Origin of the sequence: Paenirhodobacter ferrireducens, from assembly GCF_004022265.1 — a bacterium.
GTDB lineage: Bacteria > Pseudomonadota > Alphaproteobacteria > Rhodobacterales > Rhodobacteraceae > Rhodobacter > Rhodobacter ferrireducens.
The window spans coordinates 31,353-48,341 of the sequence record NZ_SAVB01000025.1 but is presented as its reverse complement, the minus strand read 5'-3'; the positions used below and the strand labels follow the sequence as shown (position 1 = coordinate 48,341).

12 protein-coding genes are annotated in these 16,989 nt (G+C 68.2%); 10 read left to right on the top strand and 2 right to left on the bottom strand.

Features of this window, described 5'->3' with window-relative positions:
• Positions 1-2: 2 nt before the first annotated feature.
• The gene (locus EOW65_RS16875; RefSeq protein ID WP_128151428.1) at positions 3-1,142 is read right to left on the bottom strand and encodes a bifunctional 2-C-methyl-D-erythritol 4-phosphate cytidylyltransferase/2-C-methyl-D-erythritol 2,4-cyclodiphosphate synthase; all 1,140 of its coding nucleotides are present in this window, start codon (positions 1,140-1,142) and stop codon (positions 3-5) included.
• 282 nt (positions 1,143-1,424) lie between these two features.
• Between EOW65_RS16875 and dusB the strand changes: the two genes are divergently transcribed.
• The 9 genes from dusB to hflX all read left to right on the top strand — a co-directional run bounded on the left by dusB (position 1,425) and on the right by hflX (position 13,304).
• A complete protein-coding gene (dusB, locus tag EOW65_RS16870) occupies positions 1,425-2,345 on the top strand; it encodes a tRNA dihydrouridine synthase DusB (protein WP_240664751.1) in 921 nt (306 codons plus the stop codon).
• A complete protein-coding gene (locus EOW65_RS16865) occupies positions 2,342-3,412 on the top strand; it encodes a two-component system sensor histidine kinase NtrB (RefSeq protein WP_128151424.1) in 1,071 nt (356 codons plus the stop codon). Before dusB ends, EOW65_RS16865 begins: the two co-directional genes overlap by 4 nt.
• A 3-nt stretch (positions 3,413-3,415) precedes the next feature.
• Positions 3,416-4,789: a response regulator gene (locus EOW65_RS16860; protein WP_128151422.1), complete on the top strand. Its 1,374-nt coding sequence runs from the start codon at positions 3,416-3,418 to the stop codon at positions 4,787-4,789.
• A gap of 71 nt (positions 4,790-4,860) precedes the next feature.
• Complete coding sequence (locus tag EOW65_RS16855; RefSeq protein ID WP_128151420.1) at positions 4,861-7,125, top strand: sensor histidine kinase NtrY-like; 2,265 nt, start codon at positions 4,861-4,863, stop codon at positions 7,123-7,125.
• The gene (ntrX, locus tag EOW65_RS16850) at positions 7,118-8,530 is read left to right on the top strand and encodes a nitrogen assimilation response regulator NtrX (protein WP_128151418.1); all 1,413 of its coding nucleotides are present in this window, start codon (positions 7,118-7,120) and stop codon (positions 8,528-8,530) included. Before EOW65_RS16855 ends, ntrX begins: the two co-directional genes overlap by 8 nt.
• Positions 8,531-8,743: 213 nt before the next feature.
• On the top strand, positions 8,744-10,120 hold the full coding sequence (gene trkA, locus EOW65_RS16845; RefSeq protein WP_128151416.1) for a Trk system potassium transporter TrkA: 1,377 nt from the start codon (positions 8,744-8,746) through the stop codon (positions 10,118-10,120).
• Positions 10,121-10,129: 9 nt separating this feature from the next.
• Positions 10,130-11,647, top strand: a complete 1,518-nt coding sequence (locus EOW65_RS16840) for a TrkH family potassium uptake protein (RefSeq protein WP_128151414.1) — start codon at positions 10,130-10,132, stop codon at positions 11,645-11,647.
• Positions 11,648-11,790: 143 nt separating this feature from the next.
• Positions 11,791-12,024 carry an RNA chaperone Hfq gene (gene hfq, locus EOW65_RS16835; protein WP_107323454.1) on the top strand — a complete coding sequence of 78 codons (234 nt, stop codon included), beginning with the start codon at positions 11,791-11,793 and terminating at the stop codon, positions 12,022-12,024.
• The gene (gene hflX / locus EOW65_RS16830) at positions 12,021-13,304 is read left to right on the top strand and encodes a GTPase HflX (RefSeq protein WP_128151412.1); all 1,284 of its coding nucleotides are present in this window, start codon (positions 12,021-12,023) and stop codon (positions 13,302-13,304) included. Before hfq ends, hflX begins: the two co-directional genes overlap by 4 nt.
• Positions 13,305-13,397: 93 nt before the next feature.
• Here hflX and EOW65_RS16825 read toward each other — a convergent pair whose 3' ends face one another.
• Positions 13,398-15,866, bottom strand: a complete 2,469-nt coding sequence (locus EOW65_RS16825) for a penicillin acylase family protein (RefSeq protein WP_128151410.1) — start codon at positions 15,864-15,866, stop codon at positions 13,398-13,400.
• Between the two features lie 118 nt (positions 15,867-15,984).
• Between EOW65_RS16825 and EOW65_RS16820 the strand changes: the two genes are divergently transcribed.
• The gene (locus EOW65_RS16820; RefSeq protein ID WP_128151408.1) at positions 15,985-16,857 is read left to right on the top strand and encodes an NAD(P)-dependent oxidoreductase; all 873 of its coding nucleotides are present in this window, start codon (positions 15,985-15,987) and stop codon (positions 16,855-16,857) included.
• Positions 16,858-16,989: the final 132 nt, after the last annotated feature.

The window sequence follows — 16,989 nt, the reverse complement described above, 5'->3', positions numbered from 1 at the left end:
GGTCAGTCTCCGATCAGGGTGGCGGTGGCGAGGGCGGCGATGCCTTCCTCGCGGCCGGTGAAGCCGAGCCGTTCCGAGGTGGTCGCCTTGACCGAGACCCGGTTCGGCGAGATCCCGAGGATGCGGGCCAGTTCGGCCATCATCGCCGCCGCATGCGGGCCGACCTTCGGCCGCTCGCACACGATCGTCACATCGACGTTCGAGATGCGATAGCCCTTGTCGGTGGCGAGCTTCGCGGCATGGGCAAGGAAGATCTCGCTCGCCGCGCCCTTCCACTGCGGATCGGAGGGCGGGAAGTGGCGGCCGATGTCGCCCTCGGCCAGCGCGCCATAGATCGCGTCGGTCAGCGCGTGCATGCCGACATCGGCATCCGAATGACCCAGAAGCGCCTTCGTGTGCGGCACTTTCACCCCGCACAGGATGACGCCGTCGCCTTCGCAAAAGGCGTGCACGTCATAGCCGTTGCCCGTTCTCACATCCATGCCTCTGTCCTTTCGTGCGGCGAGGATCGCGCGCGCGCGGGCGAAGTCCTCGGCGAAGGTGATCTTCAGATTGTCTTCCGAGCCGGGGGTGATGTCCACCGTCAGCCCGGCGGCGCGGGCAACCTCGACGTCATCGGCGGCGCCGCCCGGATGGGCGCGATGCGCGGCCAGGATCTGCGCGAAGCGGAAGCCCTGCGGCGTCTGCGCGCGAAAGAGGCCCTCGCGGCTCTCGGTGCCGCTGACATGGCCGTCGGTGCCGCGCCAGAGCGCATCGGTGACGGCAAGCGCCGGCGCGGCGGCGGGCGCGGTGTCGAGCGCGTCGAGCACCCCCGCGATCACCGAACGCGGCACCAGCGGGCGCGCGCCGTCGTGGATCAGCACCTTCTCGACGCCGCTGCCCGTGAGACTTTCAAGCGCTGCCCGCACCGAGGCGTCGCGTGTCGCCCCGCCCGCGACCAGCGTCACCGTGCCGCCGAAGAGCGCGACGCCGCGCGCCATGTCGTCTGGGTGCAGCACCACGGTGATGCGGCCGAGGCCGCGGAAGGCCGCAACGGTGCGCGCCAGCACCGGCACGCCCGCCAGGTCGCGCCACTGTTTCGGCTCGCCCCCGCCCGCGCGGCTGCCACGCCCCGCCGCCACGATGATCACCGCAACCGTCATCCGATCTCCTCCGGTTCCGGCGAAAGGCTTAGGCCAAGCCCGCGCCCGGTGCAATCGGGGGCAAAACCGGGTGATTCCGGTTGTGAGCGGTAACCTCGGGCCAGATTGCCCGGTGTATCGCGTAAATTTTAGGCAAGTGCTGATTTTTCTCGCCGAAACTGGCGCGTTTCAATTGTGATTCCCGATCTCAGCCGCTACCTCAGGTGCAGCAACAATCTGGAATGCCAAGTGACCCTCACGCTCGACACTTTCCGGCTGGAGCCCCCGGTGCTGCTTGCACCCATGGCCGGTATCACAGATCTGCCGTTCCGGCGGATCGTGGCGCGTTTCGGCGCGGGGCTTGTGGTCTCCGAAATGGTGGCCTCGGGCGAGATGTTGACCGCCAAGCCCTCGGTGCGGGCGAAGGCACGCAGCGAGCTTGGCCTCGATATGGCCTCCTCGGTGCAGCTTGCCGGGCGCGAGGCGGGCGCGATGGCCGAGGCGGCGAAGGTCGTGGCCGACATGGGCGCGAAGATCATCGACATCAACATGGGCTGCCCGGCGAAGAAGGTGACGGGCGGCTATTCCGGCGCGGCGCTGATGCGCGACCCGGACCATGCGCTTGGCCTGATCGAGGCGGTGACGGGGGCGGTCGACGTGCCGGTGACGCTGAAGATGCGGCTTGGCTGGGATAGCGACTGCCTGAACGCGGCTCAGATCGCCCGGCGCGCCGAGGCGGCAGGCGTGCGGATGATCGTCATCCACGGTCGCACCCGGATGCAGTTCTACAAGGGCGCGGCCGACTGGGCGGCGATCCGGCCGGTGGTGCAGGCGGTCTCGGTGCCGGTGATCGCGAATGGCGACATCACCGACGCGGCCTCGGCCCGCCGCGCGCTGGCGGAAAGCGGCGCAGCCGGGGTGATGGTCGGGCGCGGCGCGCAGGGAAGGCCCTGGGCGCTGGCCGAGATCGGCGCGGCGCTCTTCGGTACGCCGGCGCCGCGGGTTCCCACGGGCGACGCGCTCGCCGCGCTGGTGGCCGAGCATTACGAGGCAATCCTGTCATTCTACGGCATCGAGGTCGGTCTGCGGCTCGCACGCAAGCATCTGGGCTGGTATGCCGAGGCCGCAGGCGCACCTCTGCGCGCCGAGATGATGGTCTCGCAGACCCCGGCGGCGACGCTTGCGCTGATCGGCGCGGCTTTCGGCGAAAGGATGGCGGCATGACCCTTCCCGCACCCGGCATCATCTGGAGCTCGCTGCCGATCCCGGCGCTTCTGATCGGCGAAGACGACCGGATGATCGAGGTCAACCCGGCGGCCGAGCTGTTTCTCAACATCTCGGCGCGGATGCTGAAGGGGCAGTCGGTGCTCGAGCGGCTGGCGATCTCGGCGCCGCTCGAGGAGATCTTCGCCCGCGTCCGCAAGAACCGCTCGGCACTTTTCGTCAACGACGTCGAGGTGACGACGGGCGAAAAGGCCCCGGTGCAGTGCAACCTGCAGGCGGCCCCGCTGGGCGAGGATGCGGCGACGATCCTGTTCCTGATCTCGCCGCGCGAGCTCGCCGACCGGCTCGGCCGGGCGAGCATGGTGAAATCGGCGGCGCGTTCGGCGATCGGCATGGCCGAGATGCTGGCGCATGAGATCAAGAACCCGCTTGCGGGCATCGCCGGGGCGGCGCAGCTGCTGAGCATGAGCCTTGCGGGCGACGATCTGGAGCTGACCGATCTGATCGTCGACGAGACCCGGCGGATCGTGAAGCTGCTCGAACAGGTCGAGCAGTTCGGCAATGTCCGTCCGCCCGAGAAGAAGCCGGTCAACATCCATGACGTGCTCGACCGGGCGCGAAAGTCGGCGCTGGTCGGCTTTGGCGCGCATATGACGATCATCGAGGATTACGACCCCTCGCTGCCGCCGACGCTGGGCGATGCCGATCAGCTCACCCAGGTTTTCCTGAACCTGCTGAAGAACGCATCGGAGGCCTCGAAGGGCCAGCCCGGAACGATCCGGCTGCACACCTTCTACGAACATTCGCTGCGGCTGCGGCGCGCCGACGGGCTGGGGCAGGCGCTGCCTCTGCAGATCGAGATCGTCGACGACGGCCCGGGCATTCCGCCCGACATCGCCTCGTCGATCTTCGAACCCTTCGTCTCCGGCCGCGAGAACGGCACCGGGCTCGGCCTTGCGCTGGTGTCGAAGATCATCTCGGAACACGACGGCTGGATCTCCGTCGATTCCGTTCCGGGAAAGACCGTGTTCCGGATTTCCCTGCCTGTCGCCCCGAAGGAGAGCTGACCGATGGACGGCACCGTACTTGTCGCCGATGATGACCGCACGATCCGCACCGTGCTCACCCAGGCCCTGACCCGGGCCGGGTGCAAGGTTCATGCGACTGCCTCGCTGATGACGCTGATGCGATGGGTCGAGGAGGGCAAGGGCGATCTCGTGATCTCCGATGTCGTCATGCCCGACGGCAACGGGCTCGAGGCCCTGCCGCGCATCGCGCAGGAACGCCCCGGCCTGCCGGTGATCGTGATTTCGGCGCAGAACACGATCATGACCGCGATCCAGGCCGCGGAGGCGGATGCCTACGATTATCTGCCGAAGCCCTTCGATCTGCCCGATCTGATGAAGCGCGCCGCCCGCGCGCTCGAGCAAAAGCGCAAGGCACAGGTCGTGCAGAAAACGATCGAGCCGCGCACCGAGGGCGGCACCGACCTGCCGCTGGTGGGCCGCACCGCGGCGATGCAGGCGCTCTACCGCCTTGTGGCGCGGGTGATGAACGCCGATCTGCCGGTGCTGATCCTCGGCGAATCTGGCACCGGCAAGTCGCTGATCGCCCGCGCGATCCACGACTTTTCGGATCGTCGCACGCTGCCCTTCGTGGTGGCGCAGGCAGCCGACCTGCAGGGCGCCGACGGCCCCTCGACGCTGCTGGCGAAGGCCAAGGGCGGCTCGCTCGTCTTCGACGAGGTCGGCGATTACGACGACGAGACCCAGGGCCGCATCGTGCGCATGCTCGACGCCTTGCCCGATCCCGCACCGCGGATCATGGCAACGACCCAGGTCGACCTGTCGGCGCTGATGGAGGCGGGCAAGTTCCGCCAGGACCTGTTCTACCGCCTCGGTGGTGTCACCATCGCAGTGCCCGCGCTGCGCGAGCGCGTCGAGGATATCCCGCTGCTCGCCGACCACTTCCTGACCCGGGCCGAGCGCGACGGGCTTGGCGCCCGCCGCTTCTCGGCCGAGGCGCTGGCGCTGGTGCGCGCCTATGCCTGGCCGGGCAACGTGCGCCAGCTTGAGAACACCGTCCGCCGGCTGGTGGTGACCTCGTCCGAAGAGGAAATCACCCGGACCGAGGTGGAATTCGTGCTCGGCAACCAGCCGGCGATCGAGCCGCTGCGCTCGGGCGGCGAGGGCGAGAAGCTTTCCGCCTCGATCGCGCGCCACCTGCGGCGCTATTTCGACCTGCACGGCGGCAACCTGCCTGCGCCCGGACTCTATGACCGGATCCTGCGCGAGATGGAGGCGCCGCTGATCGAGATCGCGCTCGACGCCACCGGCGGCAATCAGGCGAGATGTGCCGACCTGCTTGGTATCAACCGCAATACCTTGCGCAAGAAGATCACCGATCTGGATATTCAGGTGACACGGCGCCGGAAACTGATGTAAACCCGCAACAGGGGATTGTGGCAATTTCGCCTCGGCGGATTCGCCCGGCCCCGGAGAGCGGGAGAGGCATTTTGCACGGCACGGTCGATCGCAGCGCGTGGGGCAGGCTTGTTCGTTTGCGTCGCCAGCGCCGGGTGCAGAACGGCTTTGCGCTCGGGCTCACGGTGTTGGGCCCGGTGCTCGCACTTGGCACCTCCTTCGTGCTCGGGCCGATGGGGCAGGGCGCCGATTCGAATGCGCTGCGGCTGACGCTGCTTGCCGATTTCGTCTATTTCCTGCTGCTCGCCGGACTGATCGTGATGCGCCTGACGCAGATGATCGCGGCGCGGCGCGCCCGTGCCTCGGGCTCGCGGCTGACGCTGCGGCTCACCGGCGTCTTCGCCGGCATCGCGCTGGTGCCGACGATCCTCGTCGCGCTGTTTGCCGGGCTCACCGTGAACATCGGCCTCGAGGGCTGGTTTTCCGACCGGGTGCGCTCGGTTGTCGGCACCTCGCTCGCCGCGGCTGAGGCCTATCAGGACGAGCACAAGCGCGACATCGTGTCCGATGCCGAGGCGCTCGCGGGCTTTCTGAACCTGCGCCGGCAGGCCGCGACTTTCATGTCGGACGGCGACCTGCGCGAGCTGCTGGTTGCCGGACAGGCGGGCATCCAGCGTGGGCTGAAGGAAGCCTATGTGATCGACGGCACCGGCGAGATCATCGCCCGCGGCGAGCGCAGCTATCTCTTCGATTTCGAGAAGCCCGCGCCCGAGAAGATCGTCGAGGCGCAGAAGGGCGGCACCGTCCTGATCGAGGACTGGCCGAATTCCGAGCTGCGTGCGCTCGTTCGCCTCGATGCCTTCGTCGATCGCTATCTCTATGTCTCGCGCACCGTCGACGGCCAGATCCTGTCGCTTCTCGACAGCACGCGCGAGACCGTGCACCTCTATCAGCAGCTTGAGACCACACGCGGCCGGGTGCTGTTCGAGTTCGGCCTCGTCTACATCGGCTTTGCGCTGATCCTGATCCTCGCCGCGGTCTGGGTCGGGCTGTGGTTCGCCGAGCGCCTGTCGCGCCCGATCGGGCGGCTCGCCTCGGCCGCCGAGCGGGTCGGCGCAGGCGATCTCGATGCCCGCGTGATCGAGGATGAGGGCGATGACGAGATCGCCACGCTCGGCATCGTGTTCAACCGGATGACGCGCGAGCTGAAAGGCCAGCGCGAGGCGCTGATCGCCTCGCACCGCAAGACCGAAGAGCGCCGGCGGCTGTTCGATTCGGTGCTGAGTTCGGTCACCTCGGGGGTGATCGGCCTCGATGCCGAGGGCCGGCTCGATTTCCTCAACCGCTCGGCAATGCGTTTGCTGGAGCTTGCCCCGGGCCAGGATCACGACCTTTCCCTTTCCGAGGCTGTTCCTGAATTTTCAAGCCTTTTCCATCGTTTGCAGGATGGTTTTCATCCTGTCGTGCAAGAAGAGGTACGGATCTCGCGCGGCGGGCGGCTGGAAAGCCTGCTGGTGCGGATGGCGGTGCGCAGCGGCGAAGACGGCCAGCGCGAGGGCTATGTGGTGGCTTTCGACGATGTGACCGAGCTGGTCTCGGCGCAGCGCATGGCCGCCTGGGGCGATGTCGCACGCCGCATCGCGCACGAGATCAAGAACCCGCTCACCCCGATCCAGCTCTCGGCCGAGCGGATCAAGCGCAAATATTCGCGCCTTGTCTCGGGCGAGGATCTGGAGACGCTCGAACAGCTCACCGGGGTGATCGTGCGGCAGACGAATGACCTGCGCCGCATCGTCGACGAGTTTTCGCGCTTTGCCCGGATGCCCGAACCCGACCGGCGCGATCACGACCTCGCGCGGCTGATGCGCGACGCGGTGCTGTTGCAGGAGGGCGCGCTGCACGGGGCGAAGCTGGTCTCCGACCTGCCGGCCGATCCGGTGGTGGTGGAACTCGACGCGACGATGATCTCGCAGGCGGTGACCAACCTCATCAAGAACGCCGGCGAGGCGATCGAGAGCCTTGCCGAGAAGGGCGCGCCTGCGGGCTGGGTGCCCGAGGTACGGGTCGCGATGGAGGCCGCGCCCGACGCCGTCACCATCCGCATCATGGACAATGGCATCGGCCTGCCGCCCGACCGCTCGCGGCTGTTCGAGCCCTATGTGACGACGCGGGCGAAGGGCACCGGGCTCGGCCTGCCGATCGTGAAGAAGATCATCGAGGAACATGGCGGTACGCTGGTGCTGACCGATGCACCGGCCTTTGCCGAGGGCGCGCATCGCGGCGCGCTCGCCGAAATCAGACTGCCGCGGGCCCGGGCGGGCCAGCGCGCCATCAAGGACAGTGGGACCCATGAGTGACATTCTGATCGTCGACGACGAGAAGGACATCCGCGAACTGATCGCAGACATCCTGAAGGACGAGGGCTATGCCACCCGTCTGGCGGCGAATTCCGACGAGTGCATGGAGCAGATCAACGCCGAGGCGCCGGCGCTGATGATCCTCGACATCTGGCTGAAGGACAGCCGGATGGACGGCATCGACATCCTGAAGACGGTGAAGCGCGACAACCCGGACATCCCGATCATCATCATCTCGGGGCACGGCAACATCGAGATCGCCGTCGCCGCGATCAAGCAGGGCGCCTATGACTTCATCGAGAAGCCGTTCAACATCGACCAGCTGATGGTGGTGATCGGCCGCGCGATGGAGACCGCCCGGCTGCGGCGCGAGAATTCCTCGCTGCGCCGGCGCGACCTGCATTCGGGCGAGATGCTCGGCGCCTCGGCCGCCTTCCGCAAGCTCAAGGACCAGCTCGACAAGGTGACGAAGTCGAACGGCCGGGTGATGCTGACCGGCGAGCCGGGCTCGGGCAAGGAAACCGCCGCGCGCTTCGTGCATCAGCATTCGAACCGGGCCGCGGCGCCCTTCGTCACCGTCAATTCGGCTTCGATCGCCGCCGAGCGGATGGAAGAGGTGCTCTTCGGCCGCGAGACCTCCGAGCGTGGCATCGAGAAGGGGCTGCTTGAGCAGGCGCATGGCGGGGTGATCTATTTCGACGAGGTGGCCGAGATGCCCTCGGGCACCCAGTCGAAAATCCTGCGCGTTCTGACCGAACAGCAGTTCACCCGGGTGGGCGGCGCCGACAAGGTGCGGGTCGATCTGCGGGTGATCTCCTCGACGACGCGCGACCTGTCCGCCGAGATTGCCGCCGGCCGCTTCCGCCAGGAGCTGTTCGACCGCCTCAACGTGGTGCCGATCGCGGTGCCGCCGCTGAGCGAACGGCGCGAGGACATCCCGCTGCTTGCCCGCCATTTCATCGAGGCCTTCAACCGCACCCAGGGCCTGCCTGCGCGCGAGGTCTCGGACGAGGCGGGGGCGGCGCTGCAGACGATGGACTGGCCGGGCAACATCCGCCAGCTGCGCAACATCGTCGAGCGGGTGCTGATCCTCGGCGAGGGCACCGGCCCGATCGAGGCGCGCGAGCTGCCGGGCGAGGGCAGCCCGGCCGAGGAGGGGCGGATCGTGCTCGGCGGGGCGCTGGCCACGCTGCCGCTGCGCGAGGCGCGCGAACTCTTTGAGCGCGAATACCTGCTGACCCAGATCAACCGCTTCGGCGGCAACATCTCGCGCACCGCGGCCTTCGTCGGCATGGAACGCTCGGCGCTGCACCGCAAGCTGAAGTCTCTGGGCGTCGTCACCTCGGCCAAGGCCGGCGGCCGCGTTGCCCATCTCGAGGAGGACGACGAGGACGACGACCTCTGAGCTGCGCGCGGGCCGCAGCCGCCGATCGCCTCCGGCGGGAGTATTTGGGCCAGGAAAAACCTGAGGCAAGGTCTTTCGGACCTTCGGCTTTTCCTTGTGAAAATACTCCCCGCGGAGCGGCCGCAGCCGGGGCAGGGTGCGGTGTCCGGGCGCCGTGATTGACCGTCGGGGGCTGTGCGCATACAACAGCCAGACGGCCAGTCGGAGGACGGAATGAAGGTCATCATCTGCGGTGCGGGACAGGTCGGCTGGCAGATCGCGCGCCATCTGGCGGGCGAACGCAACGACGTCACGATCGTCGACAGCAATGCCGAACTGGTGCGCCGCGCCTCGGACACGCTGGACGTGCAGGGCGTGGCGGGCTTTGCCTCGCATCCGGACGTTCTGGAAAAGGCCGGCGCGCGCGACTGCGACCTGATCATCGCCGCAACCCATTCGGATGAGGTCAACATGGTGACCTGCCAGGTGGCGCAATCGGTCTTCGGCGTCACCCGCAAGATCGCCCGGATCCGCGCGCAGACCTATCTGGCACCGCAATATGCCGATCTCTACCGCCGCGACCATCTGCCGATCGACGTCGTCATCAGCCCCGAACGCGAAGTGGCCGAGGCTGCGCTGCAGCGGCTGAACGCGCCCGCGACCTTCGACACCGAGAGCTTCCTCAACGGCGGGGTGCAGCTTCTGGGCATCGTCCTCGAGGAGGACTGTCCGGTGCTGAACACCCCGCTGCGCCAGCTCACCGACCTCTTTTCGACGCTGCGCGCGCTGGTCGTCGGTGTGCGGCGCGAGGGCCGTCTGTTCGCCCCCGAGCCGGGCGATCAGCTTTTCGCCGAGGACCAGATCTATGTCTTCGCCTTCACCGAGGATGTGAACCGCACCCTCGAGATTTTCGGCAAGGCGACGAAGAAGCAGGAACGCATCGTCATCATCGGCGGCGGCAATGTCGGGCTTGGCGTTGCCCGCGCGCTTGAGGCGCGCTCGGACCGGGTGCGGGCGAAGATCATCGAGAAGAACCGCGCCAATGCCGAACGCGCGGCCGACGCGCTCGAACGCACGATCGTGCTCAATGGCGACGGGATGAGCGCCGAGCTGCTCGAGGAAGCGAACATCGACCGCGCAGACGCGGTGCTGGTGGTGACGGACGACGACAAGACCAACATCCTGGCCGCCGTGCGGGCGAAGCAGGCGGGCTGCAAGATGGCGATCTCGCTCGTCAACGACCCGACGATGGTGCCGCTGATGGCGCCGCTCGACATCGACGCCTACATCAACCCGCGCGCCACCACGGTCAGCTCGATCCTGCGCCACATCCGCCACGGCCGGGTGCGGGCGATCTACTCGATCGGCGATGCCGAGGCCGAGGTGATCGAGGCGCAGGTGCTGGGCACCTCGCCGATCGCAGGCCGGCTGCTGCGCGACATCGACTTCCCCGAGGGGGTGCTGATGGGGGCGCTGATGAAGGGCGACCGCATCGTCAAGCCGGGCGGCGACACCAAGGTCGACGAGGGCGACGTCATCGTGCTCTTCGCGCTTGCGGCGGACGTTCCGGTGGTGGAGCGCTTGCTGCAGGTGTCGATCGACTTCTTCTGAGGCGGCGCGATGCTGCAGAAGCTGCGCCATGTTCCGCTTTTCGTCTTCCTGATCGCGATCGCGGCGGCGGCGATGCTGGTGCCGGCCGCGCATGCCTTCGTGCTGCGCAACTACGCGGTGTCGCGCGCCTTCTTCTATTCCGGCGTGCTGTTTCTGATGCTGAGCGCGTTGCTCGCCCTCGCCACCGCCTCGAACCCGAAGGGGCATCAGGGGCGCACGCATCTGCTGACCATGTTCGCGGCCTTCGTGCTTCTGCCGGTGGTGCTGGCGGTGCCGTTCAACGAATCGGTGCGCGACACCGGGCTCTACAATTCCTGGTGGGAGATGGTCTCGTCGCTGACGACGACCGGCGCCACGCTCTACGTCCCCGACCGGCTGGCGCCGAGCCTTCACCTGTGGCGCGCGCTGGTGGGCTGGATGGGCGGCTTCTTCATGCTGGTGATGGCGATCGCAGTGCTCGCCCCGCTGCGTCTCGGGGGCTTCGAGATTTTCGTTGCCGGCAACAGTTCGGGGGGGGAGGCGCCCTCCTTGCTGCGCGACGGCGCGGCCGAGCCGGGCGAGCGCGTGGTGCATTACGCGGGCGTGCTGCTGCCCGCCTATGCCGGGCTTACCGCGCTGCTGTGGCTGCTGCTGATGATGGCGGGCGATGATTCCCTCGTCGCGCTGTGTCATGCGATGTCGACGCTGGCGACCTCGGGGATCTCGCCGCTGACCGGCGTCGCCGGGGCGCCCGCGGGGCTCGTGGGCGAGATGCTGATCTTCCTCTTCCTGATCCCGGCGCTGTCGCGTCGGCTCTGGCCGGGCGGCGGCGAGCTGCGGGCCTCGGAAAAGCTGCGCGACGACCCCGAGCTGTGGCTCGCCGCGGTGCTGGTGGGGATGGTGGCGGCCTTCCTGCTGATGCGGCACTGGATCGCGGCGCTCGATGTCGAAACCCCCACGGCCTTCGGCCCGGTGCTGCATTCGCTCTGGGGGAGCCTCTTCACCGCGCTCTCCTTCCTGACCACCACGGGCTTCGAGAGCGCGAGCTGGGACGACGCGCGGCACTGGTCGGGGCTGGGCACGCCCGGCCTGATCCTCGCGGGGCTGGCGATCACCGGCGGCGGCATCGCCACCACGGCGGGGGGCGTGCGGCTGCTGCGCGTCTATGCGCTGCTGCGCCACGGCGAGCGCGAGCTGAACAAGCTCGTCCACCCGACCTCGATCGCGGGCGGCGGGCCCACGGCGCGCAAGCTGCGCCGCGAGGGCGCCTATATCGCCTGGATCTTCTTCATGCTCTTCGCGATGTCGATCGCGGTGGTGATGATGGCGGTGTCGCTGACCGGGCTGGCCTTCGAGCCGGCGACGATCATGTCGATCGCGGCGTTGTCGAACACCGGCCCGCTGGCGGCCTTTGCCGCCGACACGCCGCTGAGCTGGGCGGACCTCGGCGACGCGACAAAATTTGTTCTGGCCGCGGCGATGGTGCTTGGCCGGCTCGAAACCCTCGCGATCATTGCACTTTTCAACCCCGAGTTCTGGCGCGGCTGAACGGGCTGCGAGCGCTATCTTTGGCGCGCATGGGGTAACGGGCTGTTTTTGGGGGTGGAATCTCCCCCACTCTTGCGCATACTGATTCCAACGGACGCAGCAACGCGGCCGGCGCGCGACAAAAACACGAAGGCATAATAAAAATGGCTGCCGACAAACAGAACCTGCAGGACGCATTCCTCAACCACGTCCGCAAGACGAAGGTTCCGGTCACGATCTTCCTCATCAACGGGGTCAAACTGCAGGGCGTGATCACCTGGTTCGACAACTTCTGCGTGCTGCTGCGCCGGGATGGCCAGAGCCAGCTTGTCTACAAGCACGCGATCTCGACGATCATGCCGGGTCAGCCGATTTCTCTGTACGAGGGCGAAGACTGAGCGATCCCGTCCTGTCGCAGGCACGGCCCACGCGGGCCTGGGTCCTGCATCCCGATCTGAAGACGGCCGATGCCCGCCGTCTGCCGCAGCACCGCCTCGCCGAGGCGGTCTCGCTGGCGGCGGCCCTGCCGAACCTCGAGGTTGTCGGCGCCGAGGTCGTGCGCCTGCCGAAACCCAACCCCGGCCATCTGTTCGGCACCGGCAAGCTTGCCGAGCTGAAGGAGCGCCTGCAGGCGGCCGAGGTTGACCTTGTCCTCGTCGACGGGCCGGTGACGCCGGTGCAGCAGCGCAACCTCGAGAAGGACTGGGGGGTGAAGCTCCTCGACCGGACCGGGCTGATCCTCGAGATCTTCGCCGACCGAGCCCGCACGCGTGAAGGCGTGCTGCAGGTCGAGCTTGCCGCGCTCAGCTATCAGCGCACGCGGCTGGTGCGCGCCTGGACTCACCTCGAGCGGCAGCGCGGCGGCTTCGGCTTCGTCGGAGGCCCCGGCGAGACGCAGATCGAGGCCGACCGGCGCGCGATCGACGAGCAGGTCATCAAGATCCGCCGTCAGCTCGCCAAGGTGGTGAAGACGCGCGAGCTGCACCGGGCCGCGCGGCGCAAGGTGCCGTTCCCGATCGTCGCGCTCGTTGGCTATACCAACGCCGGGAAATCCACGCTCTTCAACCGGATGACCGGGGCGGATGTGCTGGCGAAGGACATGCTCTTCGCCACGCTCGACCCGACGATGCGCGGCATCACGCTGCCCTCCGGGCGCAAGGTGATCCTGTCGGACACGGTGGGCTTCATCTCGGACCTGCCGCACGAGCTGGTCGCGGCCTTCCGCGCGACGCTCGAGGAGGTGCTCGAGGCCGATCTGATCTTGCATGTGCGCGACATCGCGCACCCCGAGACCGAGGAGCAGGCGGCCGATGTCGGCGAGATCCTCGAAAGTCTGGGTGTGTCCGAGGACGTGCCGCTGATCGAGGTCTGGAACAAGATCGACGCGCTGTCCGAGGAAACCCGCGCGGCGCTTCTGGTGCAGGACGCGCGGCGCGGCGACGTGCAGGCGGTCTCGGCGCTGACCGGCGAGGGCTTCGAGCCGCTGCTCGCGGCGATCGAGACCCGGCTGGGCGAGGAGCGGCACGACGAGCTGCTGCACCTGGGCTTCGATCAGGGCCGCGCCCGCGCCTGGCTGCACGAGCAGAACGTCGTGCGCGGCGAGCGCGAGACGAAGGACGGCTGGGACCTTGACGTGAACTGGTCGACGAGCCAGCGGCACCGCTTCCGCGCGCTCTGAGCGCGGGGAAGCGCCTCCGGCCGGAGAATTTGCACAGCAAAAAGCCGCGGCACGGGATCCCTGTGCCGCGGCTTTTACCTTGCCCCCGCGGGCTTACTTGTCGTCGGGCGCGGCCGGTTCCAGCCGGGTGATGCCGGCGGCAGCGGCACGGGCGAGATCCGGGTCGAGCGACATCGGGATGTACTCGCCGCGCCGCCACAGGTCCGACAGGTCGTCATAATGGCGGCTGAGCGGGTGGCCAGACTGACCCGTGGCGATGATGAAGACCGAGCTGTCGGGATCGGCGAAGTCATAGACGCCACGATAGCCCGCGCCGTTCACATTGGCGAAGGGGTTGGCGCCGGTGCCCGAGGTCAGGCCGCGGTTCAGGGTGAAATCGCCGCCCGAGGTCGATTGCCGGATGTTCATCAGCCAGTTCAGGATCGGCGTCTTGCCGAGCACGGCATGGTCGTGCAGCGCCTCATGCGCGTCGCCCCAGCGCCAGCTTTCGATATTGGGCCCGTATTTCGCCTTGAGCTCCAGAAGCGCCTCGTCGAGCGAGATCCGTGCGATGTCGGTGCAGGTCTCGACCGGGGCCGACTGCATCACGTCGCACCAGCGGCTGGCGCCCTCGGTGTTGCGGAAGACGCGCTCGATGAACAGCGGCTCGAGATGGGGGAACTCGTTGGCGAGCGGGCCGAGCTCGTCGCGGATCAGCCGGTTCTGCAGATGCCGCATCCAGGCGGCATAGATCAGCGGCTCGGGCAGGTGCTCGTTCATGTCGCCGTCCCAGGCGGCGAGCAGTTCGAGCGCACGCTGGCGCAGCCGTTCGGGCGTGCCCTCGGGCGCGGCCTCGCCGGTGAACCACAGATCCTTGCCGACCAGCGGCAGCAGGTTGCGCGCGGCAGGCGAGACGGTGTCGAGCTGGGCCGAGATGAAGCTTTCGCGCGAATGCACCTCGCGCTCGCCCATCAGCCGCGTCAGGCGCAGCACGCGCTGGCTGTCGCCCCAGTCGAAGCTGACGTTGTAGGGGAAGGGGCGGTCGATCATCTTGTTGTTGGTGTTGATGACGATGCCGCCCTCGGGGTTCAGGAAGCGCGGGTTGTCGGCATAGGGCAGCCGGCCCTGCCAGCGGTTCACCGTCTCCCAGCCCGGCGAGGGCATGCGGCCCTGCGTGGTGTGGCCCGGATCGCGGGCCGGGATCGCGCCGATCGTCACCATGCCGACGCCCTTCTCATCGGCGAGGATCAGGTTCTCGGCCGGCGCGATGTAGCGCTCGCCCGCCGCCACCGCCGCCTCGACCGAGCCCGCCTGCATCAGCGCGAGCCCCGCGCTCATCGAGGTGTCGGCGGGATCGAGTGCGGTCCAGTTCAGCGAGACGACATCGCCCGGCGGCGTGATCGCGGCGAGGTTGAAATGGCCCGCCGGCAGCACCGGGCCGTTGTCGGTCCAGCGCAGGGTGATGGTGACGGGCTGAGCGTCCTTCACCTCGATGATCGCGCGGCGGGTGTCGAAGGCCTTCCAGCCGTCGGGCGTGCGGTAGCGCTCGGGATCGGCGGGGTTCAACTCCTCGATATGCAGGTCCTGATCATCGACATGGGCCGAGGTGATGCCCCAGCCAAGCCGCGGGTTGCGCCCGCTCAGCACCAGCGGAATGCCCGGGATGGTGGCGCCGATGACGCCGCCGCTGCTCAGCTCGAGGCGCGCGAGATACCACCACGACGGCGCGGTGAAGGCCATGTGCGGGTCGTTCGCCAGCAGCGTGCCGCCTGCGGCCGAGCGGCGCGGCGCGGCGGCGATGGCATTCGAGGCGCCGGCGAAGTCGCGCGGCGGGAAGGGCGACATCGCGCCCTCGGCATCGGCCAGCTTCACCCCGGGGGGCAGGCCGGGAAAGAGGCTCGCGTAATCGGGCAGCGCCGCGGTGCCGGCGCCGGGCACGTCGGGCAGGATGTCCTTCACCCAGTTCTGGCCCAGCATCGAGACGCGCGCGCGCAGCACCTCGGTCTGCACCTGGCTTGCCGTTTCGGCGGCCAGAAGCTTGAGGATGGCGATGGAATCGGCGGGAGTCCAATAGGCGATATCGGCCTTGAACAGGAAGAACTCGGGCGCGCCGCGGCCAAGGGCGCCCTTGTTCACCTGCTCAATCCAGGCGTTGACGCCGCGGGCATAGGCCTCGAGCGCGGCCTTCGTCTGCTCGTCCTGCGCCGCCACCGATTTCACCGCCGCGCCGTAAAGGTCGAGGCGGCGCATCAGTTCGTCGGTCTTCAGAGTTTCGGCGCCGAAGACCTCGCTCAGACGGCCCTGCACGGTGCGGCGCAGCACGGTCATCTGCCACAGCCGGTCCTGCGCATGGGCAAGGCCGAGGGCGAAGAACACGTCGGCATCGGTCTTGCCGAAGATATGCGGCACGTCCTCGGTCGAGCGCACGATCTCGACCGGAGCCGAGATCCCCGAGACGCTGTAGCTCGCGTTGTAATCGGGCAGCGAGCGCGAGGCGAAATACCACGCCCCGAGGCCCACCAGCACAAGCGCCACCAGCGCCAGCGTGACAAGGCGGACCATCCAGCGAAACAGGGTGAACATCGGCAGGCTCGGCGGCTGAGGGAGGGGGCGTCGGTTGACGGGGCGGGACGAGAGGTTACTAAGTCAGGCAGGACCAATGATCAACGCGCGTTTCGCGCAAGAAAGCGGGAGCAGACCCATGGCGAAGGTGGCATTTCTGGGGCTCGGGGTGATGGGCTTCCCGATGGCGGGGCATCTGGCGGCGAAGGGACATGAGGTGACGGTCTACAACCGCACCCCGGCCAAGGCCGAGGCCTGGGTGGCGCGCCATGGCGGGCGGGCCGCGGCCACGCCGGCCGCCGCCGCCGAGGGGGCCGATTTCGTCATGGCCTGCGTCGGCAATGACGACGATCTGCGCGCCGTCTGTCTGGGCGACGAGGGCGCCTTCGCCGGCATGGGCCAGGATGCGATCTTCGTCGATCACACCACCGTCTCGGCCAAGGTCACGCGCGAGCTCGCGGCGGTCGCCGCGCCGATGGGGCTTGGCTTCGTCGATGCGCCGGTCTCGGGCGGGCAGGCGGGCGCCGAGAACGGCGTGCTGACGGTGATGTGCGGCGGGTCGGAGGCGGATTATGCCGCGGCCGAGCCGGTGATCGCGGCCTATGCCAAGGCCTGCCGGCGGATGGGCGAGACCGGCGCTGGCCAGCTGACCAAGATGTGCAACCAGATCGCCATCGCGGGCCTCGTGCAGGGCCTCTCCGAGGCGCTGCATTTCGCCGAGAAGGCCGGGCTGCCGATCTCAGACGTGGTCGAGGCGATCAGCCAGGGCGCGGCGGGCAGCTGGCAGATGTCGAACCGCTACAAGACGATGGAGGCCGGCACCTTCGACTTCGGTTTCGCCGTCGACTGGATGCGCAAGGATCTGGGGATCTGCCTTGCCACCGCCGACGAGACCGGGGCGAGCCTGCCGGTCACCGCGCTCGTCGACCAGTTCTACAAGGAGGTGCAGGCCATGGGTGGCAGCCGCTGGGACACCTCGAGCCTGATCGCGCGGCTGCGCAAGCTGAACTGAGACCGCACCGCGGGGCCCGGCGGGACGAATCGCCTGCGCTCCAGTGTCTGCCGTCCGGGCACGGGGGGAACGGGTGTGCCCCGTGCCCGTGCCCGTGCCCGTCGGGCGATCTTGCCGCGGGGCCAGACTGTC

Excerpts from the sequence above, each read along its gene's own strand:
- EOW65_RS16875 (WP_128151428.1), bottom strand. The coding sequence starts at position 1,142 with ATGACGGTTGCGGTGATCATCGTGGCGGCGGGGCGTGGCAGCCGCGCG.
- dusB (WP_240664751.1), top strand. The coding sequence starts at position 1,425 with ATGGCCGGTATCACAGATCTGCCGTTCCGGCGGATCGTGGCGCGTTTC.
- EOW65_RS16865 (WP_128151424.1), top strand. The coding sequence starts at position 2,342 with ATGACCCTTCCCGCACCCGGCATCATCTGGAGCTCGCTGCCGATCCCG.
- EOW65_RS16860 (WP_128151422.1), top strand. The coding sequence starts at position 3,416 with ATGGACGGCACCGTACTTGTCGCCGATGATGACCGCACGATCCGCACC.
- ntrX (WP_128151418.1), top strand. The coding sequence starts at position 7,118 with ATGAGTGACATTCTGATCGTCGACGACGAGAAGGACATCCGCGAACTG.
- trkA (WP_128151416.1), top strand. The coding sequence starts at position 8,744 with ATGAAGGTCATCATCTGCGGTGCGGGACAGGTCGGCTGGCAGATCGCG.
- EOW65_RS16840 (WP_128151414.1), top strand. The coding sequence starts at position 10,130 with ATGCTGCAGAAGCTGCGCCATGTTCCGCTTTTCGTCTTCCTGATCGCG.
- hfq (WP_107323454.1), top strand. The coding sequence starts at position 11,791 with ATGGCTGCCGACAAACAGAACCTGCAGGACGCATTCCTCAACCACGTC.
- EOW65_RS16825 (WP_128151410.1), bottom strand. The coding sequence starts at position 15,866 with ATGTTCACCCTGTTTCGCTGGATGGTCCGCCTTGTCACGCTGGCGCTG.
- EOW65_RS16820 (WP_128151408.1), top strand. The coding sequence starts at position 15,985 with ATGGCGAAGGTGGCATTTCTGGGGCTCGGGGTGATGGGCTTCCCGATG.